This window comes from Paraniabella aurantiaca (assembly GCF_050309965.1).
Taxonomy (GTDB): Bacteria; Bacteroidota; Bacteroidia; order Chitinophagales; family Chitinophagaceae; genus Niabella.
In genome coordinates, this window is the sequence record NZ_JBLOSY010000001.1 from 148,090 (window position 1) to 170,917 (window position 22,828).

General features: G+C 41.6%; 20 protein-coding genes. 8 read left to right on the forward strand and 12 right to left on the reverse strand.

All coding sequences use genetic code 11. The features are described from left to right. Positions 1-225 precede the first annotated feature (225 nt). Positions 226-3,399 (forward strand): ligand-binding sensor domain-containing protein, encoded by a 3,174-nt coding sequence (locus tag ACLOAU_RS00620; RefSeq protein ID WP_427859876.1) that lies wholly within the window; start codon positions 226-228, stop codon positions 3,397-3,399. Between the two features lie 894 nt (positions 3,400-4,293). On the opposite strand, the gene ACLOAU_RS00625 is transcribed toward ACLOAU_RS00620, so the two are convergent. The 4 genes from ACLOAU_RS00625 to ACLOAU_RS00640 form a co-directional block, all read right to left on the reverse strand. Further along, positions 4,294-6,867 carry an RCC1 domain-containing protein gene (locus ACLOAU_RS00625; RefSeq protein ID WP_427859877.1) on the reverse strand — a complete coding sequence of 858 codons (2,574 nt, stop codon included), beginning with the start codon at positions 6,865-6,867 and terminating at the stop codon, positions 4,294-4,296. 371 nt (positions 6,868-7,238) lie between these two features. Further along, positions 7,239-8,255, reverse strand: a complete 1,017-nt coding sequence (locus ACLOAU_RS00630; RefSeq protein WP_427859878.1) for a TQO small subunit DoxD — start codon at positions 8,253-8,255, stop codon at positions 7,239-7,241. 606 nt (positions 8,256-8,861) lie between these two features. Next, entirely contained in the window at positions 8,862-9,233 is a 372-nt protein-coding gene (locus tag ACLOAU_RS00635; protein WP_427859879.1) for a hypothetical protein, read from the reverse strand. Positions 9,234-9,306: 73 nt separating this feature from the next. After that, positions 9,307-10,602 carry a nucleoside hydrolase-like domain-containing protein gene (locus tag ACLOAU_RS00640; protein WP_427859880.1) on the reverse strand — a complete coding sequence of 432 codons (1,296 nt, stop codon included), beginning with the start codon at positions 10,600-10,602 and terminating at the stop codon, positions 9,307-9,309. A gap of 145 nt (positions 10,603-10,747) precedes the next feature. Between ACLOAU_RS00640 and ACLOAU_RS00645 the strand changes: the two genes are divergently transcribed. Continuing rightward, positions 10,748-10,933: a hypothetical protein gene (locus tag ACLOAU_RS00645; protein WP_427859881.1), complete on the forward strand. Its 186-nt coding sequence runs from the start codon at positions 10,748-10,750 to the stop codon at positions 10,931-10,933. Between the two features lie 72 nt (positions 10,934-11,005). Here the strand turns inward: ACLOAU_RS00645 and ACLOAU_RS00650 are convergent, their stop codons facing one another. The 4 genes from ACLOAU_RS00650 to ACLOAU_RS00665 all read right to left on the reverse strand — a co-directional run bounded on the left by ACLOAU_RS00650 (position 11,006) and on the right by ACLOAU_RS00665 (position 13,249). Next, positions 11,006-11,473: a phage holin family protein gene (locus tag ACLOAU_RS00650; protein ID WP_427859882.1), complete on the reverse strand. Its 468-nt coding sequence runs from the start codon at positions 11,471-11,473 to the stop codon at positions 11,006-11,008. 81 nt (positions 11,474-11,554) lie between these two features. Beyond that, positions 11,555-12,121 (reverse strand): hypothetical protein, encoded by a 567-nt coding sequence (locus tag ACLOAU_RS00655; RefSeq protein ID WP_427859883.1) that lies wholly within the window; start codon positions 12,119-12,121, stop codon positions 11,555-11,557. Between the two features lie 79 nt (positions 12,122-12,200). Next, positions 12,201-12,614 carry a hypothetical protein gene (locus ACLOAU_RS00660; protein WP_427859884.1) on the reverse strand — a complete coding sequence of 138 codons (414 nt, stop codon included), beginning with the start codon at positions 12,612-12,614 and terminating at the stop codon, positions 12,201-12,203. An 80-nt stretch (positions 12,615-12,694) separates the two neighbouring features. Further along, entirely contained in the window at positions 12,695-13,249 is a 555-nt protein-coding gene (locus ACLOAU_RS00665; RefSeq protein ID WP_427859885.1) for a helix-turn-helix transcriptional regulator, read from the reverse strand. Between the two features lie 415 nt (positions 13,250-13,664). On the opposite strand from ACLOAU_RS00665, the gene ACLOAU_RS00670 reads away from it, so the two are divergent. Further along, the gene (locus ACLOAU_RS00670; RefSeq protein WP_427859886.1) at positions 13,665-14,633 is read left to right on the forward strand and encodes a helix-turn-helix transcriptional regulator; all 969 of its coding nucleotides are present in this window, start codon (positions 13,665-13,667) and stop codon (positions 14,631-14,633) included. A 73-nt stretch (positions 14,634-14,706) separates the two neighbouring features. After that, a complete protein-coding gene (locus tag ACLOAU_RS00675; protein WP_427859887.1) occupies positions 14,707-14,904 on the forward strand; it encodes a hypothetical protein in 198 nt (65 codons plus the stop codon). A gap of 521 nt (positions 14,905-15,425) precedes the next feature. On the opposite strand, the gene ACLOAU_RS00680 is transcribed toward ACLOAU_RS00675, so the two are convergent. Further along, positions 15,426-17,099: a putative phage tail protein gene (locus ACLOAU_RS00680; protein ID WP_427859888.1), complete on the reverse strand. Its 1,674-nt coding sequence runs from the start codon at positions 17,097-17,099 to the stop codon at positions 15,426-15,428. A gap of 304 nt (positions 17,100-17,403) precedes the next feature. Between ACLOAU_RS00680 and ACLOAU_RS00685 the strand changes: the two genes are divergently transcribed. Then, positions 17,404-17,565 carry a hypothetical protein gene (locus ACLOAU_RS00685; RefSeq protein ID WP_427859889.1) on the forward strand — a complete coding sequence of 54 codons (162 nt, stop codon included), beginning with the start codon at positions 17,404-17,406 and terminating at the stop codon, positions 17,563-17,565. 17 nt (positions 17,566-17,582) lie between these two features. On the opposite strand, the gene ACLOAU_RS00690 is transcribed toward ACLOAU_RS00685, so the two are convergent. From ACLOAU_RS00690 to ACLOAU_RS00700, 3 genes are all read right to left on the reverse strand, one after another. After that, positions 17,583-17,756 carry a hypothetical protein gene (locus ACLOAU_RS00690; RefSeq protein WP_427859890.1) on the reverse strand — a complete coding sequence of 58 codons (174 nt, stop codon included), beginning with the start codon at positions 17,754-17,756 and terminating at the stop codon, positions 17,583-17,585. A 605-nt stretch (positions 17,757-18,361) separates the two neighbouring features. Then, positions 18,362-19,474 (reverse strand): hypothetical protein, encoded by a 1,113-nt coding sequence (locus ACLOAU_RS00695; protein WP_427859891.1) that lies wholly within the window; start codon positions 19,472-19,474, stop codon positions 18,362-18,364. 11 nt (positions 19,475-19,485) lie between these two features. Then, entirely contained in the window at positions 19,486-20,268 is a 783-nt protein-coding gene (locus ACLOAU_RS00700; RefSeq protein WP_427859892.1) for a sigma-70 family RNA polymerase sigma factor, read from the reverse strand. A gap of 322 nt (positions 20,269-20,590) precedes the next feature. Between ACLOAU_RS00700 and ACLOAU_RS00705 the strand changes: the two genes are divergently transcribed. The 3 genes from ACLOAU_RS00705 (at position 20,591) to ACLOAU_RS00715 (ending at position 22,811) form a co-directional block, all read left to right on the forward strand. Next, positions 20,591-20,863 (forward strand): helix-turn-helix domain-containing protein, encoded by a 273-nt coding sequence (locus ACLOAU_RS00705; protein ID WP_427859893.1) that lies wholly within the window; start codon positions 20,591-20,593, stop codon positions 20,861-20,863. A 131-nt stretch (positions 20,864-20,994) separates the two neighbouring features. Further along, the gene (locus ACLOAU_RS00710; RefSeq protein WP_427859894.1) at positions 20,995-22,314 is read left to right on the forward strand and encodes an AAA family ATPase; all 1,320 of its coding nucleotides are present in this window, start codon (positions 20,995-20,997) and stop codon (positions 22,312-22,314) included. After that, entirely contained in the window at positions 22,314-22,811 is a 498-nt protein-coding gene (locus ACLOAU_RS00715; RefSeq protein ID WP_427859895.1) for a hypothetical protein, read from the forward strand. Before ACLOAU_RS00710 ends, ACLOAU_RS00715 begins: the two co-directional genes overlap by 1 nt. The last annotated feature ends 17 nt before the right edge of the window (positions 22,812-22,828 follow it).

A 22,828-nucleotide genomic window follows, 5' to 3' on the forward strand; every position in this document is an offset into this window, starting at 1 on the left:
AATGTGATTAAGCACCTGTCGCTATATTAAAGTTGGAGAAAAACAAATGAAATTAATTTACCATAGGTTCCAATTTCTTTGTTATTTGTATCAGGATGTGGGTACGGTAGTCAGTGTAGAAACTACTTGTTCAAGCGTCTCATTTTTTGACCTTATTAGCGTAGTCGGGTGGATTGCCCTAAATTTGAATGATCTAACTAGTTCTAAACATTGTAGACTTTATCCATGGCTGCTTTTTCAAATTTTATGCTGTTGCAAAGGGCGCGTGTTATAATGATAGTTTACGCTATCGTTTACTTGCTGAATACGCCTGCCGCTAACGGGCAGCTCCATGTCCTTACCAATTTTGATATTACGAACGGTCTTAGCAACAATACCACTTTCTGCGTAGCGCAGGGCAAAAAGGGATTTATATGGATGGGTACTGCGGATGGCCTGAACCGTTTTGACGGTAAGGATTTTAAAGTATTTCGTAATTTTTCTAATAACGCAAAGGTTGTGGGAACGCTCTATGTATGGGATATGCTGGTGCATAGCAGCGGCGCTCTATGGCTATCAACTAATAAAGGCATTTTTGTTTTCAACGATACAACTGAACAACTACTGCAGGTTAAAAATGTACCTGATGGTACGGTGTATGGCATGGCAGAAGATCCTGGCGGGAAAGTGTGGCTCTCACTTCGTAATGATATGTACGAATGTGATCCGGCAAACCGCGAGGCAAAACGATATGCCAATCCCGAACGGCGCCTGTACACCGATGTTTTTGTAACCAATAACAGGCAAATGTGGGTAGGAACCGAGAGCGGCGAGCTCGGGTTATGGTTACCTGACCAGCGTCGTTTTATATTCTACCCGGTAAATACTGAGCAGCAGCCCGCCAGTACCCGGAGGATCCTTAAAATTTTTGATAAAGGAAACGGTAAATTATGGGTAGGAGTGATGCAGGGGGTTAAAGCATTCAACGCGCAATCGCACCAGGTAAGGACTTTGCAAATGGGCATTGATCTGTCTTCGAGTGTTACCGTACGCGATTTTGTTCAGGTCAACGTTAATGAATACTGGATGGCTACTAAGAGGGGAATTTATATCCTGGATAGCTTGGGGCGGTTCAAAAGTAAGATCGGTGAAAACAGCCTGAGCCGTAATTCCCTCGCGGCAAATGATGTGCAGGGCCTTTTCAAGGATACGGAAGGCGGTATTTGGTGCGCTACCTATCAAAGCGGAATTAGCTATTATGCGCCGGTAAGCAGCGCTTTCGAAATATATATGCCGGCTATGGGCGCCGGTAATAGTATAAGCGGGAAAGCCTTTACCAATATTACAGAAGATCCCGGAGGAGATATATGGATAGCCGGTGATAATGGTCTTAATAAGTTTAACATAGCAACCCGGCAGTTTGTAACCTATTCTCCCCAGAGTAAAAAGGGGCGTCTTTCCGGTCCCGATTTGCTGGGGCTGGCCTGTGACGGGAACCGGCTATGGATAGGCGCCTGGAGATATGGAATAGATGTAATGGATGTTGATAAGGAGACGATAACAGCCCGTTTTACAGAGGGACCCGGGAAGTCGGGTTTGAAAAGTAATCGTATTATGTCTATTTACCCGGATGTTGATAGCCAAACCGTGTGGATAGGCGCAACAGACGGAATATCGCGGTATAATAAAAGAACCGGGGCATTTACAACAGCTACTTCTTTTCCACAGCTCACACCTTACAACGCCATTGCCCAGTCAGCCGATGGTACCGTTTGGGGACTATGCCATGGTTTGTTTTTCTATAACGCCCGGAAAAACCTGAAGGGAGAATTGAAGGTAATGGTAGACGGGGAGAACATTTTACCTACGGGTATCAATTCGGCCCTTCTTATAGCAAAAGACGGCAGTTTTTGGCTGGGTACAGGTAACGGCCTGATACACGTAAATACTAAAAATACCGGGGTGCGTATTTATACTACAAGGCATGGCTTGCCTTCCAATATTGTAACCGGCATTGCGGAGGATAATGACGGAGGCCTTTGGGTAACTACAACAGGGGGGGTGGTATTTTTTAACCCTGGTTCTCAAACTGTTACTAATTATCGCCAGATAAAAGGGTTCTTCGGAAGCCAGTTTTCTTATGTTACCTCTTATAAGGCCCGGAACGGGGATATTTACATCGCTACCCAGGGTAGTTTGATAAGAGTGAAACCGGGAATGATACGCCAGGCAAATTTTACGCCTCCTGTTTATATAACCAGCATTTCAATGCAAAACAAACCTCTTGCGATTGATAAGGAAAACGGTCCGTTAAAACGTTCTGCTACTATCACAGAAGCTATTACTTTCAGCTACCGGCAGTCTTCTTTCGATATCAACTTTGCCGCTCTTACTTATGCGGCTCCGGAGGGGGTGAGGTACGCTTATATGATGGAAGGTTTGGATAATGATTGGCATTATATCAAAAGCCGGGACAATGTAAGCTTCACCGGTTTGCCTCCCGGCAATTATGTTTTTAAAGTTAAATCTACCAACAGCCGCGGCATCTGGCAGCAAAATGAAAGAAAACTTAAGATCAGGATTGACGGCCCCTTTTATACAACCATCTGGGCTTATTTATTGTATACATTATCGCTTGCTCTTTTAGTATTGCTGGCCTTTAGGATCTATAAAAACCGCTTAGCCGAAAAACAGAAAAGAATGACGATGTTATATGAAATTGAAAAAGAGAAAGAGATCTATGCATCGAAAACAGAATTCTTTACCCATGTTATTCACGAGATAAGGGCACCGGTAACCTTGTTAAAAGCACCACTTGAAATGGCTAAGAATGATAGTAAGGACCTGCCGCGCACGCAAAAGTATCTTACCATCATGGAAGAGGGGGTTCAAAGGGCTATACAGCTCATTAACCAGTTGCTTACCTTGAAAAAAACGGAAAGTGCCCAGGTGCAATTACAGCCTGAGTTAATAGAACTATCACCTTTGCTCGAGTCTATCTATTTTATTTTTGATCCGCTTATAAAGGAAAAGGGAATAGTGTTTAAATCAGAGATAGAAAAGGGACTGACGCAGGTATATGCAGACCGCGAGGCGCTTACCAAGATCATTACCAACCTGCTCGACAATGCCATTAAGTATGGCGAAGGCATAGTAAACCTATCGGCAACGCACGGCAGGGGCGCCAATACTATACAAATCAGTGTAGCTAGTAATGGGCCGTTGATTGCACCGGCAGACCGTGAAAAAGTATTTGAAACCTTTACCCGTTTAAAGCAAAATAACAATCAACCGGGCACCGGTATTGGTTTGGCGCTTTCCAGGTCGCTTGCACTGTTGCACAGGGGTACTTTGACTCTTGAAACGGCCGGGGACCTTAATGTTTTTGTACTTACATTGCCGGCTCAACCTGAGTTATGACCTGGCGGCTTCCGGGCTAGCCGCATCATTGCAATATTCGTAGTTAACTGCTTTTTGAGCTAACAACCTGTAAAGAGGGGATGAGGCCGTTAGCCTGCCTGATATGAATTAGCTAAAAATTGGCATGCTAAGGAAATGCTTTTAATTGCTTCGGGGTGAACTTCGCAACAATAATTTATTGCCTGCAAAACAGTTGCGGCTGAAATTGGGAGCCAGGGTAGCTTTTCAAATAATAACATGAGTTTGCAATGCAGGCTCATTACCTGCCGGAGGAAGTTCTGTAATTGATTGAGAATGGCCTGGAGTTGTTTTCAAAGAAACCGGCTGCGGCAGGTATAGAGGGATTCAGGTACGCAAGAGGTCGGTATATTTTTTTAGAGCGATGGGCGGATACCTGAACAACAAAATTATAAAGAATACATGTTGCAATAACCAGGATACTCTAACTGCCAAAAGAAGATAGGAAAGATTTTATTAAGCACCCTCCCCCGGTTTTTTAGTCCTTATGATAAGCGAATAAGAAATCGCAACTTGAACGGAGCGGTTTTAAGCAGATGGTAATGTTTATTGGAGTTTAGGTTAGATTAGATAAGCCCCCGGGTGTCTACCCGGGGGCTGTTTATTGGGCGCCATGCATACCGCCCAATAAAAGGGCCGACCCAAAAGGTCAGCTCCTTGCTACCTGCTTAATTTTTTTATCAACCCGCATAAACTCCGGCGGCCCCGGGCGCCCGGTTTCACCCTGTGTAAATAAGCCATTGCCGGTACTTATTAAGTGCCATAGCATGAGAAGTTATATTTAAGCTGTTTTGGATAGGTATATTAAGAAAAAGAAGGCGGCCTCAAGTACCTTGAGACAGCCTTCCCGGCTTCATTTATAAATGCAGATAGGGTTTAGTTTTTGGTAACAGCTATTGCTTTAGACTGTGTTTTACTACCATCTTTATCTACTTGCACAATGCGAATAAACAGTTTTCCATCTTCCAATCCATCCTGGTTTACTTTTTTACATCCTGCAACAAAACCGGTAACGCCCAGCAATAGCAGGAAGCCGAATACCAGCCTGAATTTGCGTGCTGTACCTATACCGGCCACACCCAGTGCCAGTATACCAAGGCTCAACAGTAATGAACTACTATCTGCAGCATCTTTCTGGAACTGGTATTGCAAAGCCTGCTCAGAGTTTCCATTTAGCGCTTTCGATTGTACGGTTCCTATTTTAGTGAAATTAACCCCATCAACAGATGCTTCAATTTCGAAATGGTCATTATTGCTTTCTTTGAGGGTGTTCCATTCAACAAGCAGCTGGCCATTTATTATTTTTGCCGTGATTGAGCCGAAATTTACCGGTAATACCAAAGGATCGTTGCTGATACCAAAGGATAAATTAGGCAGTGTGCTGTTATCGGTCGCTGCCATGAGGTCACCTACATCAAGTTTGCCGGTTCTGTTACTGGGATTAGCAGTACCGTTGTTGTTGGTGCCGGTGTACCCATAACCGTTTGCAGGTATATCGGCAGCGGTAAGAATAGCTCCCTGTCTTTTGCTGGCATTGGTTAGAATTACAGCATAATTGCCGGCTCCAATTTGGTTAATAATGGCTTTGCTTACTAAGAAACTATAATTGCCCAGGTTTACTCCGCTGGTTGTCACTCTTACAGAACTGATTACTTCGCCGTTAGGTCCTGTAAGATTTGCCCACATATTGTTGGCGTAGTTGGGCTCTCCACCGTTGATCACAGCATCGCCATTATCTCTCCATACGCTACCAGTTAAAGTAATATTAGGGGTACAGCCTCCGTTTACGTTGAACACACGAATGACTTCAACCGGTCCGCAATCCGGTACAGTTACCGTATAGCCGATGGTTACCAAACCGGCAGTGGTAAAGCTAATGGTATTATCGGTAGTGTTTAGGTTGGCTGTACCGCTTCTGATGGCCAGCGTACCGCCTGCAGGTACCAGGTCGAGTTCTACCGTTGTGCCATTACAGTATTCACCTACATCATTGATGGAGGGAGCGCCGAGTATGTTAATTTCCGGCATAGTGGGCGTTGAAATACCACATACTTTAAGGCCCGCTGTATTAAAGGTAAAATCGTCGTCGATAATGGTAGAGGCAATTCCACTTCCCCGGCTGCCATCAAAGTTGTCGCCGGCAATACCAAAATTGGGTTGACATTTTGTAATAACTACAGTATTATAACCGCTTGCTTCTGCTGCCAGGACATCGGTACCGGTAAGGGTTGGCGACTGGCCCGGGTAACGTAAAGCGTCACCGGCGCCTCTTCCTAAATTACCATAAACCTCTTCTCCGAAATTGTATAATCTGCCAGCGCTGTTAATTACATTGATCGAGGGGTAAGCCGGGTCGGTCTCATTGGGCGAGATCCATTTAATATCAGTCATCAAAGGACCCGCAGCGTTAGGATTACCCGCACTGGGGTACTCCGGTACATTCCATGAGCCGTTCGTTAGTGTGTAATATCCCCGGTTCCTGGCACCACTGGCACCCATAGCAAATAATTTACCGCTTTGATATAGCACATAATAAGTAGGGGGTATAAAGTCATCAGCGGTAAGACCAATCATTTTAATCGGTCCGTCAGCTGCATCAGCAGGTGGAAGTGTCATTAAGGTAGCACGAGACCTGATTTGAGTTGAAGTCTCAGTGGTGCCGGTACCCAACCAGGTATAGCTGCCCCAGGTATATAACTCACCGCTGCTGGTTAGCGCATAAAACATACCCCATCCGCCTCTTGTGGCCACCACGTTTGTAAGAGGAGTGCCGTCTGTTTTAAGTACCGTTGACCAGGTGGTGTTCCAGCCTGCAGGTGTACCGGTAGTTCCATCACCCCGTAAAACAGCATTCGACGGACTATTACTATTGGTAAGTACATGTACGTTTCCTGCACAGGTAGTAATGGCAATGGATTTGTAAGTAACAAACATCATTTTCACATCAGCAGGAGTTACGCCGGCAGGCAGGCCCAGCGGCACTTTAGTCAATTTCCTGTTGGGCACCAGCGTGCTGCTGATCGCAGAATTTAAAACACCCCAGGCCCAAAGCCCGTCAGTTGTTAATAATATTACCTGTGCATCGCTTCCAAAAGAGCCAATACCCGCTTTTAAAGGAGTGCCGGTAAGGCCCGGAAATAAAATATTGTTAATGGGCATGGGCGATAGTATGTTTCTGACGCCATCGTTTGCAGCATAGCGCCCAAAAATCACTAATTCTCCCTTAGCGTTTCTGGCTATTGTTTGGCCGGCGCCCGTTACTATATTATCGTATTCCAGGGTGGCAGCGGTTGTGGAATTAATACCATAGTTGGTATAGTCCTGGCAACCCGAATTGGCGAAACAATTTTGTGCCTGCGCTGAGGCGGGCATTAAGGCCAGCTGTATCAGCATGATAAGGGCATACACAGCAGCAACTGGTATAAAATACTTGTTTTTTGTTTTTTGCATGATTGATTGGTTTACTGGTTTTAGGTATCAGAATTTAAAAGTCGATCATATTATTTCTATGCGTAAATAGTTTAAAGGATCGCGTTTTAGAGATGCAGCAAAGGTTCTACAAAAGTTGAAATTTGTCTTTCTTTAGAGTGCCTGTTTATTGTTCATTTGTTTCATTTGGGGGCTTGCATGGAAATTGAGGTGTAAGAACTATTTCGTATTTATGACAGCAGTATGGGCAAAGCCTGGCAAAAATATTTGAAACATACCCGGCCCGGAGGATTTCAATAAGGTCAGCGCCGGTTCTCTGGTTTAGCAGTCATCCGTGTTACCTGATAAAAAGAACAAGACCCGCGGGCCTTGTTCTTTTATTAATAAACCGGTTAAACGGCTGTAAAACCTGCTTCCCAGGTTACCCCATTAATGTCGGTTAACCTGAGTATATATTGTTGATGAACATTCAAGCCTTTCAGGGGAATCAACAGGTCTGCTTTGGCGCCCAGGGGCAAAATTAAACTATGCTTTCCCGGTTTTATTTTGGCAACATAATGATTACGGATTTTTCCTGTTGAAAATTGCGACAACTCTTTCGGGCCTAATGACCGGATGATCTCTCCCTGTTCATTGAGTATGTCTATGCCGATCAAAAAAGAACCGTACACGTCAGCGCCCTCTGTTCTGAAAACCTGCACACTCAGCTCCCCGGCCTGATAGCGGATATCGGAGATCTCTACCTGGGGGCGAACCGATTTATTATGCAGTGTGCCCCAAACGCCGCCGTGGAAATACTGGTTGGTGAACAAAGTGATTGCCGCTATCAGCAGCGATATACTTAAAATCAAACGGGGGTGGTTATGAACCGGGAATGCTCCTGATCCCAGGAGGGGAAACCATTTTTTGCTACTTACCGGGTGATTGATTTTGGCCAGGTAATGATCCAGGGAGAAAGCACTGCTGCCGCTTAAGAAGAGGGTGAACCCTCCCGCAATGCCCAGCACACCAATTTGCCACTCATCGAGGCAGGTGGTACCCAGCCAGCCCGAACCCAGCAGTATGCCGGTTGCCAGCAGCATCACGCCCAGGCTCATCAGCCTGGTCAATAATCCCAGTATCAGGCAAAGGCCCACAATGGCTTCAATGATGGTAAAAGCAATCATAGAAAGCTGCAGGGCTTCCGGGTGGGTAACCAGGTATTTAATAATGGGTTGAATGCCTAATGCATTAGGAAGAAAGTGGTTGAATTTTTCGCCGATATACCCGGCCTCCCCGGGAATAAGCTTGTTTTCGAGTATAAGTCGCCTCCAGAACGCTGAAAAATAGGTCCAGCCGATAACCCAGCGCAGGGCTAATGTAAAAAGCCCGGCAGGATTAGCCGCCGCTTCCTTGTAAGTCAATTTCATGTAACTGATATTTTATTAAACGTAAAAAGATAAATTGCAGTTGGTAAATACTACAGGGTGCCATTCAAATTTTAGCTTTGTGCTATACTTCGTTTTGCAGGTCCTTTTGAGCCTGTGGGGCATCTCCGGGGCAACCGCATCCATTCCTCTTGGTTTGAAACAACATAGATCACTGCTGCGCAGCTCCGGTAACTAACGAATTATGATGGCCTCTATGAATGCGATGCCGCTATGCGGCAATGATCACAATGATAAAAGCAGCGTAGCTGCGATAAACTAGTAAAAGAATAGTCATAAAGGCGGTAGAGCTGCATGGCAGCGATATATTATGACTAACCGGCATCAATTGTATTGAAATGCATCCGACTGGTTTGTGAGACACCAACCTCGGCATAGCCCTGGCCAGTGTCCTCACTGGCTGGAAGGGGAGGGTAAACTACATGTAATAATAATTTTGATACCTGTTTATTATTAATGACAGATGCGTTCGCCACGGGAAAACCGCTGCTATTCAGGAGATGCCTCCCCGTCCCTGCCCGTCCGGTCAGGCGGGCAGGGACGGCACGGGCGGGCATGACTATAGCGAAAATATGAATGGCACCTATGCTACACCATACCCAGCTTCAAACGTTTATATAAAATGTAGATGGGTGGGCTATTGGCCCTGGAATAGACAGAATCCCGGGAGCAGATTTCGGCTGCTGTTGTCGTGTAAGTTTGGTACGGGAGATAGCTGGAAAGGAGTTTTTTGTTAGCACGTGTCTTTTGCTGAACGGCCATCTTTTGCGCACTTAAATAGCTATACTGGCATTGCTGACCCGAAGTGGTGGTTTTAGATCCATTGAGCGGTTTAGTGTAATCCAAACCAGCGAGCGAGAACCAGGCTTCTTTTACCGTGCAGGGCGCCAATGCAAATACCAGCAACCCTACCAATAGGAGTTGTTTATGTTTTCTGGTATAAAGGATTGCTTTTCGCACGATTTCAAATATAGCATTACTGCCGGCACAGATGGAATCGGGAATGGTAAAAACAGGTTAAAACTACAGGCTTCTATTCATTCAGCCATGCCCATCTGCCGGCCCAATCCGTAAGAATGGCATTTCTCCATTTTGAAATTGTTTTTCCACCCTGTAGTTTGCCAAAGTAAAGACCGGTATCAGGTTTGTCGGAGTACCAGTGGTTGCCCAGCCGATAGTCTGCAGCGCCTCTTTTTCCCGGCCAGAGATTAGCTACCACTATAGTACCTTTTTTGCCATCGAGCTCTTTAATATCAGAAGTAAAAGTGTAATGGAGTGTTTCCGCTTTTTTAGGAATATATCTTAAAGAAAATACGCCGTTGCCTGTATAATAGCCCGGCCATTTCTGCACTGTATTGCCATAAGGCACTTCCATCCAAAAATAAACCGAATCTTTAACGGCTTTTGTGTTTGGAACGGTGAACCTGAACTCTAAAATAGAACAGTAGGCAACAGTGTCCTTGTTAGTGGTGGTATGTTCGAGTATTGTTCTGGGACTATAGCTGATCTTTGCAAAGCTGCCTCCCCAGCTTTCACGGGTAGGATCTTTGGGGTTGCCATCCATCATATAAAGCAAAGACGGAGTATCTCCCATTTTGATCTCGCCTTTGTAGTAATTGATGAAGTCTTTACCCATAAAACTATTTCCCTTTATATATTGATCATAGTAGCTGGAAGCAGTTACACTGTCAGGCTCATCGCTGTGAGAAAAGAAGCCATAGTAGGAGGAGTTGTTTTCAATAAACCAAAGCCTGGGGAAGTTGGCCGCTATATAAGCGTAAGCATTGGCACTCCATTTTTTATTGGGTCCGCCGATCCAGTAAATACGGATCTTATCCTGTATGCCCGGTGCATCATGCAGGGCCTGCGCCACATCTTCCAGTCCGCCCCAAACCAATATCCATAGGGGTTCCTTTTCCTGCTTCATGGCACATGTAATAATCCAGTCAGAACCCTCTGTGGGCTGGCTATAACCTTTAAACGGCGCCGCACCTTTGCGGCCTTGTTTGGTGATGGATCTCAGGAACTCTGGATCGGCCAGTCCTTCTTGATACCTGCTCAGTTGGGGCAAATCCTTTTCGTAGAGATCAATGGTTTTCAAAATTTCTTCTTTGCTGCCTTCGCCAAAAGAGGGGGAGGAAACCAATCCCTCCAACCTGAATTTTTCGCTGTACATCAGCAAGTGTATCAGCGACTGGTTGTCATCCGGGTCGGTGCCGCCAATATCTGAGCTGATCAATATACGCGGCTTCCCGGGTGGGGGTTGTTGTGCGAATAAGTTAGTTGTTATAAGAAGAAACAAGGCACTATAAAACAGCTTAAGAATCATAATCGGAGGGTATTGTTGCAATCGGTTGTAAGATATTTCTTTTTTGCCAAATAGCTGGTAGTGGTAAAGCTCGTATGCGCCAGTTGGACAGCATTGCGCATATTAAGGCATAGATATTGCGTAGCTACTCTTAAAAACCAGGATTATGAATGTGAAACGCATTTTCGGAACCGTGTTGACTATCTTAGGGATTACAGGCCTTATTTACACAGGCTACGAGCTCATCAATAAGAGCACCAGTTATACCTCGTTGATTGTGGTGGGTGTTATCGGGTTGATCTTTTTCTTCTCGGGCATCGGGTTGGTAAAAAATACAAAAGATGCAGCCTGAACTAAAAGCATTGGAGTAACTTAAGCTGGTGGTATATTAAAAGTATCATGGCATGAGGTGTTTATTAAAACATTATTTTTCAGGCGGGGTTTTAAAAATATCCTTTTCCGGAGGGTGAGTAACCCTTGTGCCTGTATTTTCCTGGAAAAGATTCTTCAACCGGAAGGTGATGATCCGTCGTACCGGCCTTACAAATAGCCTCACAAAGAAGCTGGCAGGGGCCATGGCTTCCATGTTTTCCATAACTGAAACCACTTCTATATAGATCATAAAGTACAGCATCATGTCACCAAATATCCAGGCAAATTGTTGCCCGAAATTTTCGCCGGAGCCGTAAAGAATATTCAGGATCACTGTTGACACAATAATACAGCCGCCATATTGGAGTAATTTAATTACCGACTTTCGTAATCCTCTCGAGGTACGGGGTATGCCGTTAAAGGATGCTTTAAGCAGGCCAAAAATAAAATCAAGAATGAACACTATGAGCAGCCAGGTTAACAATCTTGCGTCTGGCGAGTATTGTATAAATGAACTCATAACTTATTTTTAAATGATTTTAAATTCATCATATATTTTTTGAGCTACCGTATAATCCGAAGGATAAATACAAGCATAATCTCAGCTAATGGTATCTTCATCATGTATTTCGGGGAGTATAGTAGTTAATTCTTTGAGAAGATTTTTTTTTGCAGCAAGGTCGTTATTATACCTGGTTATCCTGTACTCTAATAGGAGTTGTTCATACCGATCAATTTTTGCTACTTCTTTGTTTATTCTGGTTTTGAGCGGTATTAGTTCATCAGGATCGTATATGATATCGACTTTTGCATGTCTCAGCGCATTTAATAATTGAAACTTTGGTCGCTTATCCCTATAATCACGCTCCATAGCTTTTAGTTTTAACTTGTTCCTGATTAAATGGGCTTCAAGTACATTAATCTCTAAGCGAAGTCTCCTGACAAAAGGAGCAGCAATTTTTAACTTGTCAGGACTTAAAAAAAATATTTCAATACATTCACAAAGCTGTTCTTCGGCAAAGTTGTAAAAACAATCCAGTCGTTTTTGTATGGTTGTATTTTGCAAGTCATATCCCAACTGGTAAGTAACCAACTCAAGTTTTGTGACACCCAGAATTTTGGCCTGCTCAGAAATATTTAGTGGTATTGCTTCAAATGATTTTTTCATATTGATTATTTTTTAGAGTTTAAAAAGTGGGTTTAAACAAGCCGCCTTACGGGGCGGCTTGCTGGTAGGGCCTGAGTGCTCAAAGAGTTGATTTGTGCTCTTCAATTTCCGAAATGAATGAGGCCGTTTCTTCCAGTTCGCGCTGAACGCGTTGGATTTCATAATGCTTCTCCATCAGAGCTACACTACCATAGTTGGTTTTCCGGGTTTGCAAAAGAAGAATGCTGTACTCAATCTTCGTCAACCGGTTAATGTTCTCTGTTTTCATCGGACCATCGGGTAAAGCAGCAATTACAGTTTTTAGGGAGTCTCTTTCAAACTGCTTTCCCAGCAGTTCGGCTTCAATGCTTACGGAGTTTTTTCCATACTGCTCCTGCTGTCTTTCAAAACTGAGCTTTTTCCATTCCAGGTCTTTTTGCTCATTTCTTGCAATGTCTAATGCAGCATCGCAATCGGCAACTGTTGTAAGTTGTACTAATGGATAATTGGGCATAACATAAAATTTTAAAAGGTGAAACAATAAGCCAAACCTAGCATTGCCTGCATGCCTTTTCCAATAGGGATCTGCTGTTTTTAAGTATTATTAACAGCTGCCTGTTGTTGTAAAATAACATTGCCAGACAGCGCTGCTTTTTGTCGCGCTGTTAATACCTGTAGTCTGAACTGCAGCATCTGCCGCCTTTCGGGGCTGCATTTCGAAAGCCTTATCAAAACCATTTGTTCCCGGTTTTTTAACAGGCTCATCTGCAAAGTGCCTGGCCTGGCATCCTGCATCAGCGATTGTAAAACATGTAGCTGCTGGCTCAGTTTCTGGTGCTTTTGTTCCATTGCCGAAAGCTGTTGCGTAATGTGTACTATAGTTGCGGCGGCTCTTTCCTGGCAAGCCTTTAGCCTGGCCACACACTGTGTTTGTTCCACCTGTAAGAAGGGGCTATTGATGGGGCGCAGCGTTCTTTGCCGCCCCATACTTTGTTGCCAGAACAGCATAAGCTTATTGTAAGCTAATGATGCCGCAGCCGGCAGCTCGCGCATACCTTTTTCATACATGGCAATCGCGCTACGCGATACATTTAACAGCGAGGCCATTTCCTGCTGCGTTAGGTTTAAATCTTTTCTAATCTCTTTCATTTCTGATCTTTTTTAGCAGGTTAAAAAAATAACTTGGTGACAAGTTGGGTGTGACATTCCGGAAATGTCACAAAAAAAAAGTCACGTTGATAGCACCGCTTATCATTGCCCTTTCTGTATGGGGTTTAGTTAACCTGTCCTGTTTAAAGGAAAGTTTTTACTGCTGGCTACAATGATCCACGATAGGTGCTATCGGATCATAATCGGTGACGGGATCGTTTACATTTCATAGCATCAATATTAGTAGGGTGTATCAATGGGTTGGTTTGGCAATACAATTTTCGGTTTTGATCGTAATTCTAAAAAGCTGATTTTATATGCGATCGGGATTTTTATTCTTAAAATAAATTGTGAATTTTTTAATATACTAAGTAGTGTATATTTATGTATTGTTGAATGCTAATATTCTAGCCTTATGAACATTCAAATTAATGCACCGCAAGCACCAGGCCTATGCTATGGGAACGAATTACCAGGGCATTATAACGGCCCAATTGTAAGGAATGGTACTATTGAAAGTATACTAAGTGATACGGTTGAGGTAGTGATGCAGCAAATTCAATACCCGGGTTTCCAAATTCGTTATAGTAGTGGGTATAAACTCAGGCAGCTATTAGTAACCGGCTGGCAGGCTTCTGCCGGGCTATGTAGTAGCTTTATGCTGAAGAATGGCATACGCAAAGACATTTCTGACCTGGGGAAAGCACATCTGCGTAAAGATCATTACCTGGTTTCATATATTAATAAGGCCGATTGCCGTGGTACAATGGAGGAGGAGAGCCCTTTTGAATTATTGGAGATTATATATGCCCCCGACCTGTTACAGCAGGTTTGCAGTTATTTTCCGCAATTGGAAAAGATCATTGAAGAAAATAGAAATAGCTGGCTGGGTGGCCGGGCTACCTACTGGGCACCGCCGCAGGTAAGGGATATATGCCTGCAATTGCTCCATTGCCCTTATGATACTGCTATGCAGCATTTATACTTTGATATGAAAGTACGCGAGCTATTGCTTTTTATACTGAAGCATAGTTTATCTGAAAGCAAGCACCATTTTACGATACATGAGGTAGCCAGGATTTATGAGGCCCGGCAATTATTGGAACAAAGTTTAGATAAAAAAACACCTACTATCCGGGAGCTGTCGCGTTCCGTAGGTCTTAATGAGTTTAAGTTGAAAAAAGGCTTCCGGCAACTCTTTCACACAGGTGTATTTGGTTGGGCGCTTCATCAAAAAATGATGAACGCTAAAGAAATGCTTGAAGACACGCGCAAACCCATGAAGGAGATTGCACAGCTGGCTGGCTATCAAAAGGTGACCAATTTTATTGCTGCATACAGGAAACATTTTGGTATAACACCGGGTGCCGTCAGGCGATCTTAGCCTGAATTCAACGATTAATAATTTTGTTTTTATATTGTGGTTTAATTATATTCGTATCAGCAATAACTTGAAAATGACACCTAAAGCTACCTATCCTGGCTTTGAGCATGAGGCTTATGATTTAAAGAAGTATATAGAAGCTTCAGGGCTTTTCAGCATTTTACTTCAATGTGGGGCAATTATCCATTATAAGCCGGCTTGTGCAGCTGATTTCAGAGCATGGCTAAGTAGTCATAATATAGATAGCGTCAATAAACAAAAGGTTCACTAAACGAAAGTTGGTGTTTTTCATAGGTTAGCCAAGGCCTGTTCTTTTTAGGGCGGGCCTTTTATATTGGGATCTTTTCATTGGCCAATTTATTTCTTATAGTTAGGGCGTTTGTAGCGGTGGTGGATACCACCCATTAAAAACTGTGAAAGCACGATTATTATTCCTTCTATGGAAAAATAAATTCCTTTGATAAATCTGACTACTTGCGGAGCTTCTAAAAGAAACATACACGAGATCGGTGGTCCATTATTTTAAATGAGCGTGTATCAAAAGGTTTTTGAAGGCTCTGAGAATCGCGTATTTGAGATCACGCTCCATCACCTTACCGAATAAAAAGAGGCTGTCTCGGGCTTTTGAGACAGCCTCATTTATCAACTTAATAAGAGTGCACGGTGATTTACCATCTATTGTGATAAAAAAATCAACTGCTCGTTTTATAAGTTTAAAGGCGAGTTGCCCACTAAGCGCGAAAGATAAGGTCTCTAACATCAGGTAAGCATAAAAGAGTTGTACTTTGTTTTCTATATAGAACTATTTTGAAAGAAGGAAACATATATATCGGCCGCCATCGTGTTGCCGGGAGCGAAGTCAAAACTGGTGTCCATCGTTACTCCGATATGATCTCCTTTACTAAAGCGAAGCAGCCTCGGAGCCCACTTTTTCTCAAAAGGTAATGAAGACACGGTGTCACCCGCTACCCATCCAGTGTGATTCTTAACAAGTATCAATAGGACTTCACCGGCTGATAAATTGAATTTTGAATAATAATGAATGGCCGTAACATAGCCGTCATAGGGCATAATATATGCGGTTCCGGTATCGTTCAATGTTGAAAGCTCTTTAGCAGTGCTTTCAATAAATGTGTCTTTAAACTGAAGAACTCTCTTCGGGTCAGAGCTGATATCTATAATTCCCCTGTCATAATTATAAATGTGTCCCATGTTGAATTTGGGATCAATTGTACAATTGTTAAATGTTATTGCACCTAATGTTGTTGCAGCTACATTGAATAGATAGCTCCCAGAAGGGTTTGAGCCAAATATGTATGGAGCCGGATGATCTGACCCTATTGAACAGTTGTCGAATACGATTCTGTTAACTCCCGCACAGTCAAATATTTGCTCTCTATTATATCCGGCTCTATCATCGTAGGCATTTACCACACAATCTGTAAATGTAAACGAGCCTCTGCCAAAATATGCATCTCTGTTACTATTTGCCTCAAACCAACATTTGTCAAAAGAAACGATGGCGTCATTATCTGCATTTAACCCTCTCCAGTTTCCCTCTATTACACAATCAACAAATCTGAAAAAATATAAGGTCTGTAAGCCAATAATACCATAATGAAAATAGCATTTGGTAAAAGTTGTGGTAGTTGCCGTATCGTTTGCCCACCCTAAGCCTAAATTTGCACATTTCTCCGTATGGGGATCCTCAAATGCAGTAGGTATTGGTGATGTACCTGTTCGGCCCGATCCATTGGTTTCGATCAGGAAATAGCTATTGTTAACACCGCCACTAACTTTCAATAACTCGCTACCGGGCCCCTCATTACCCCACATGCTTATATTTGCAAAGTAGGAGTTTACTGACTGAAATACCCATAAAGCTCTTTTAGCATTTGTAGAAACTTCGATTCGTATATTTTGAATGGATATTTTAAACATCCATCCTGGATTAGTAGCGTCGGTAATGGGGTCGAGGCTGCGGGACTTACAAACCTGTATTGCTGTTCCTGTTCCAGTGTATCTTATGGTGACTCCTTCTGTAATTTCAGCTTCCCGGCTAAATGTTATAGGATTTCCCAGGCCTTCAATACTTAAGTTCTCTTTACTTATGTATAGTGTAGATGAAGTCTTATAAATACCCTGTTGAAGTATTAGTGTGCCACTTTTTTCTCCAACTTCGTCAATGGCGCTTTGCAGGGCTAACGTGTCATCGTTAATTCCATCTCCTTTAGCCCCGAACCATTTGCCATACAGAGCATCGTTAAATATTCGTTTCCATCTTCCAAGTGCTGTACCGGTTACCTGGATAATTGTTCCCCCATTGTCGGTTTGAGTCGATGATTCATCCCAATAAAAAGCTCCCCCGCCCTGGTCGCCAATGGTGTAGTATCCTAATACGTCTGCGTATTGATTAGCCTCGGTTCCTACAGTTAATTTTAAATCAGAAATTGTGTTTAATTGCATAGTGTTACTTGTTTTTCATTAAAAATTGATTTGCTTTTCAAAGATGCGGCTTTTTCTTGAAATTGCTAATATATTTAGTAATTAAGTTGTTCACATTACTGGCATTTGAAATAAAAATGTTATGGTTTTAAAAAATAATTCTAAAGCGAATTGACAGTATTTTTAATGCGGTTGCAGCAGATAGTGGAGTTATTTTTTGCGCCTAAAACGCTCAATGCCGCTATACTTAATTGCCAATGCTAAATCATGCCACCAACAATATTGTACATCCGTCGATACCAATTCTTATAAAATAAAAGTCTAAATGAAAGTAGCTGCTTACAATCTTGAAAATATATTTGATCGTGCTAAAGCATTTGATGATGATAGTGCAGATGCCGGGCTGGCGGTGACGATGCAATTTAATTACATTTTTGAATTGAGAACTGAATTGAACCTCGGCCTAAATTTCAGACGAAACATATAGTTGAAATATAGGTTGCTTTACTTGTCGATATTCAAAAAGAATAATTCGTCTCCCTCTGTCCATTTACTTTTCTTTTCCAATAACTCTTTGGCTGCCTTGCCATCACCATTCTTGAATGGATCTTTGTCGGAATACTCCGAATAATAATAATAACCTTCGTGTATGCGCCAGGTGTTGTCTATTTTACGCATATAGCAAAAGGCATTATTAACGCTTGCCTTAATGGAATACGAATAGAAAACTGCGTATAAGTTTGTGCCCTTTATTGCAGTCGAATCTACCACCTTTATTGAATTTATTACATCTGTAGAATATTTGTTTAACAAGTAGCCAGATTCGGTGGATAGATCAAGCAGACCGTTTTCTTTTGCAAATAGAAATCTTGATCTTATAGTTTCGAGCGGCGAAGAAAACTTCAATGAGTCATTTTTACTAGTCTCACTTGCGCCAATACTGTTGGTATTTGATGTGCAAGCACTTATAACAAAAACGATAGAAAGGGCTAAAATGGCTATTTTCATAACAGTAGTATTGATAACTAAAAATAACAAAAAATAGTAGTAAGTACAATTTTCTCATTGTATCGCGGATATTTTATGGCTTTGATTAAAATTGGTTGCTTTGAATAATTTGTGAAAAATTCAATCTTGCAACTTTTAGTTATCTGGTTTTCTATGATAGATTATCAGATCGTATCAGTAAAATAAGAGAGCCCAGTTGCATATTCTTAAAACAAAGAATTCAGTGAGTGCCTTCGGCCTCACCCTCCGGGTATGCAAGTACCCTCCAACATTGTTTATTCTATTATTAGTTCAATACCTGCTTTCAACGCTTTGTATTTTATTTTTTCAGTTAAGGAGTAATAGCTCCAGTTTCTTAGTACAACGCGGTTGCGCATAACGCTGGCCTCATCAATAGGGTTGGCGTCTGGTTCCGGTGCTTTGCGAAGCAGCAAAGTGCCTACTCTGTGTTGTATACATAGTTCGATCAGCCGGGCGCTATATAAATGCAGTGTGCGGGTCACAAAACAGTGTTCTTTATCTTTATAATGGTCCAGGCTTTTCTCTCTTCGCTTTTTGCCATTGCCGGTACGGTTATATAAAACCGCCTGTTGTTTCCTTCTATACGCAGCTTGTATGGCTAACCTTTTATAATAAAAGTCCTCTTTACTACCAATCGTGAAACGCTTTTTATGAATCGTCAATATAATGGGTACTTCTATACTTAGTTCGGCTTCAGCTATTAGTATATGCTCTGTCAATGCGGGCGGTTGTTGCACAAATGAAGCCAATAAATAAATCTTGCCTTTTAATAGTTGTATGCTGCTGGTTTTTAAAACAGACCTGTTTAATACCAGTGCTTCCATACAGTTTCTTTTATCTCCATTATCGCGGCGCAGGTAGGTGCGAAAGGGTATTTGAAATAAAGTAAATTGAAATTCTTTATGTAACGGGCAGGGTTGAATACGCGTTATATCCGTCGCCTGGAAGGGGATGGGTAAGCCCATCCGGTAATTTCTTACCGATCTTTGACCCTGGTAATATTCTTCTTTCTCCTGGTGGTGAGTTTTAGCGATCGTCATCTTCAGGGCCGATATAATGCGCATTGGTATTTGACCTTTAAACTTCTTTGCCATTAATGCGTAAACTGTATTCATGCCCGATGTATTAAACACACCCAGGGAGTCTTTATTTTGATCGGCTAATTTGTACCGGATGCCTTCGGCCAGGTAAAAAAAATCTTTGATACGGTCTTGTACAAACAGGTGACTGCAAATGAGGTTGGCAGCCTGAAAACAGATGCGTTGCCAACTGTAAAGGATTTGCATACATGCATCGCGTTGGTCTTTATCATTGCAAGCCAGGTGCAGCTGTATTCTTTTTACAAGTATCAATGGTTCGTTTTTCATAGCGGTAAGTTTTAATAGTTGGCAACCTGCCGGGTACGGTGTACTGTTACATAATGCTCCCTGGCAGTATTTTCATCAATGCCCAGTGCCGTGGCAATTTGTGCAAATGAGTATTGGTTGTTGTATCGAAGCTCAAACACCTGTTTTCTTAAATCTTCAGTATTGGTTACTGATTGAGAAAGATTAGTCATTTTTATAACTTTCGCAGTAGTATTACTTCGCTGTTTCTTTTTATTGATCACCGATTTTAAAAACAAAATACTTTCCTGGAGCTGCCTGGCTATTTGCTGGTTCGATGTGCAGTACCTTGCTGCAATTTGTTTATGAGATAGCCCATAGTTAAAATACAGCTTTAGTATATTTTGACGGGTGGGAGGGAGCAGGGGTATGGCCTTATACACCAGGGCTTCCAGCTCTTCGTTGGTTTCCTGCGTTAAGTCAAGGTATGCATCGTTTTCCCATTGGTGCTGTATATGATAACAACAACGTCGCTCTAATTTTTGCTGCTGCCTATAACGCAGGCAAGCCCATTTTAACCGAAGCCGGGTAAAGCAATACAAATGCCTGGGGCACTCAATTAAGTGTTTTAGCTTCCAGGTATATAGAAAAGCATCGTTTAATAGCTCTTCTACCACCAGGTAGTTATCTAAATATCTTAGTCCTGCCTTTGCAAGGGAGGGAAAATAGTTGGTGTAAAAAAAGGTAAAGCCATCTTCCTTACCGAGTTTGAAGTTTTCAAAATTCAATAACTCTGATTGGTTGGTGGTCAAATTGGTAAAGTCTGATGTTTTCATACTCATCGCTTTAATATTGGGATGAGTCTTTAGTAAATGAATGCGGTTAGCAAATGCAAAACCGTGGAACCTCACTTACCGCACAGAGGTCCTCGGAGACCTGCCACGAATAAGGAGGCCCACGGTTTTCACGTGAGCCTTTGCTTATTGTCTTGTGGCTTGAAATTTCCGAGGTTTCTGTGCAAGACTCAAAGCGAAAGCTTCAAATTATTTATGAAGTGATCGCAAATATATGTTTACAATTCAAAGATACTAAAAAGCTATTAAATAGATGTATTTAATTAGGAGTAATTAGAATGATCCATTTTGATTTATTTTCCGCATGGTTTCTAAGAAAAATACAAAGACATCGGGCGAGGATTTTGATGAATTTTTGCTTGAAGTAGGTAATAAGTTAAGGTCTTATCGGCAAAAAGCAGGCTATACCAGCTACGAGCAATTTGCCTTTGATAAAGGAATTGGCAGAGCGCAATATGGAAAGTATGAGAAAGGAACAGAGGATATGAGATTAAGTAGCTTATTTAAAATCTTGCAAGCGCTTAATGTAAATTGGGATGATTTTTTCAAAAGTACTACTTCAAACTCGGCCAAATAGAAAGAAATAATATCAACTTTTCACACTTTGCATTATTTTTTCATTAGATTTAATAATGTAAGTAGCATCCTTTTTGGTGATAAAATTGTTTATTTTGCGAATCCTATAATTGATAGCATTATTTTTATATTATGGTAACTCACCAATTAAGAATAAAAACAGAAAATTTTAGAGCTATTTCGCAAGCGAACATTGTTATTGATGGGATAACTGTAGTTGCTGGAGAAAACGGCTCCGGGAAAAGCACTCTTTCTAAATTGCTTTATTTTTTTTATAAAACAGCATCCAATTATAATAAGCTTGTTGGTAGAGAACTTAGATATAAGTTGAGAGATATTGAGCGTTTTTTAGAAATAATGGTAAGTGATATACATTCAATTTCCAATCAACGAAATACGCGTGAGGAATATGAAGAGTTAAGAAGCTTACGGCATGGTATTGATGATCCCACAGAGGAGGAGATGCACAAATGGATAGCTTTTATTGAAAAGGTTACAAACAATTATTACTCGCAACCTTCACTATTTAAAGGTGACAAGCCAATTAATCCGAGAATTAGTAATCGATTAAAATATATCATTAGGGATATTTTAGGCGATTTAATTCCTGGCATTGATCCTGACACTCTGCCATTTAATTTATTGATTAAGGTAGTTCGAGATATTTTTGCAGAGGCCTTTGGCAAAATGAAATCACGGCCAACCTCTCTTTTTTTAAATGAGTTGTCATCGGTTTTTACTGATGGTAATCTTCCCGAAAAATTTGAGGTATTTGAATTTGAAGAACAAATAGTTTCCATAAATACATCTTCTTTATCTATACCATATTTGATTCAAAATGTAATTTATATTGATTCCCCTATGAGTTTAGGAGTTGTGTCTTCTGATAACGAGTATTGGGACGATTTGAACGAATTGCTATTGGAAAAAGGTAAATCCAATTTTTCAGCCCTCTCAGAAATAATTAGCCGAGATATAATAAGTGGAGATGTGACTGTAGATGAAGGAACTTTGGCCTCTGATGATTTTACTTTTAAAAGATCGGATGGATCAATCTATAATTTGCTGGATGTAGCAACAGGAATCAAATCTTTTGCAATACTGCAATTACTTATCAAAAATGGGTCCCTCACTGACAAGACTCTAGTTATTATGGATGAGCCTGAATCTCATTTACATCCACAATGGATTATTGAATATGCCAGATTGATTGTTCTACTAAGTAAAGAGATAGGTGTTAGATTTTTTATAGCTAGCCATAACCCAGATATGGTCAGTGCTTTAAAGTACATTTCAGAGAAACAAGGAACCAACGAAACGTTAAACTATTATCTAGCTGAAAAAGCAAATAAAAAATTCTCCTATGATTATACTCATTTAGGAAAGGAAATAGACCCTATTTTTCAATCCTTTAATATCGCAATAGATCGAATAAGCCAATACGGTTCTTGATGAAATACTGCAGCGAAACCACAACTACTCATCCGACATCAGTGTCTTGTCCTCACTGTGTCAATGATTTTAATGATTTGTTGAGTGCGGAAGGCTACATTGCTTCTCAACAATTGTTTAATATGGGAGAAGTTGTTTTGAATTTAGATTGTGTAGAGGCAACCTGCGCAGCGGCGGCCGGACTTGAAAGAGCTAAATCTATGGATTTAGCTTTTGGTATTTCAGATCTCAAAAAAGAATGCCAGTTAATGGTGTTAGTTGAAATCAGGCTAAACTATCAAAATCCCAACAATGTGAGAAGGGACAAATTGCATGAAAAGGTACTTGGCTCAATTGCTGCTTTAGGCTCGCATTTGCCGATATATGCTAATTATATATTTGTCTTTCGCGAAGATAAAAAGCAGGAAGCAAGGAATCGTTTTTTCCGCATGAACCCAAAAATTCCAAACGAATATCTTGTAATGGATTTGGACGAACTTAAAGCTACTTTTTTTTGATATTGCTCCATACTTAA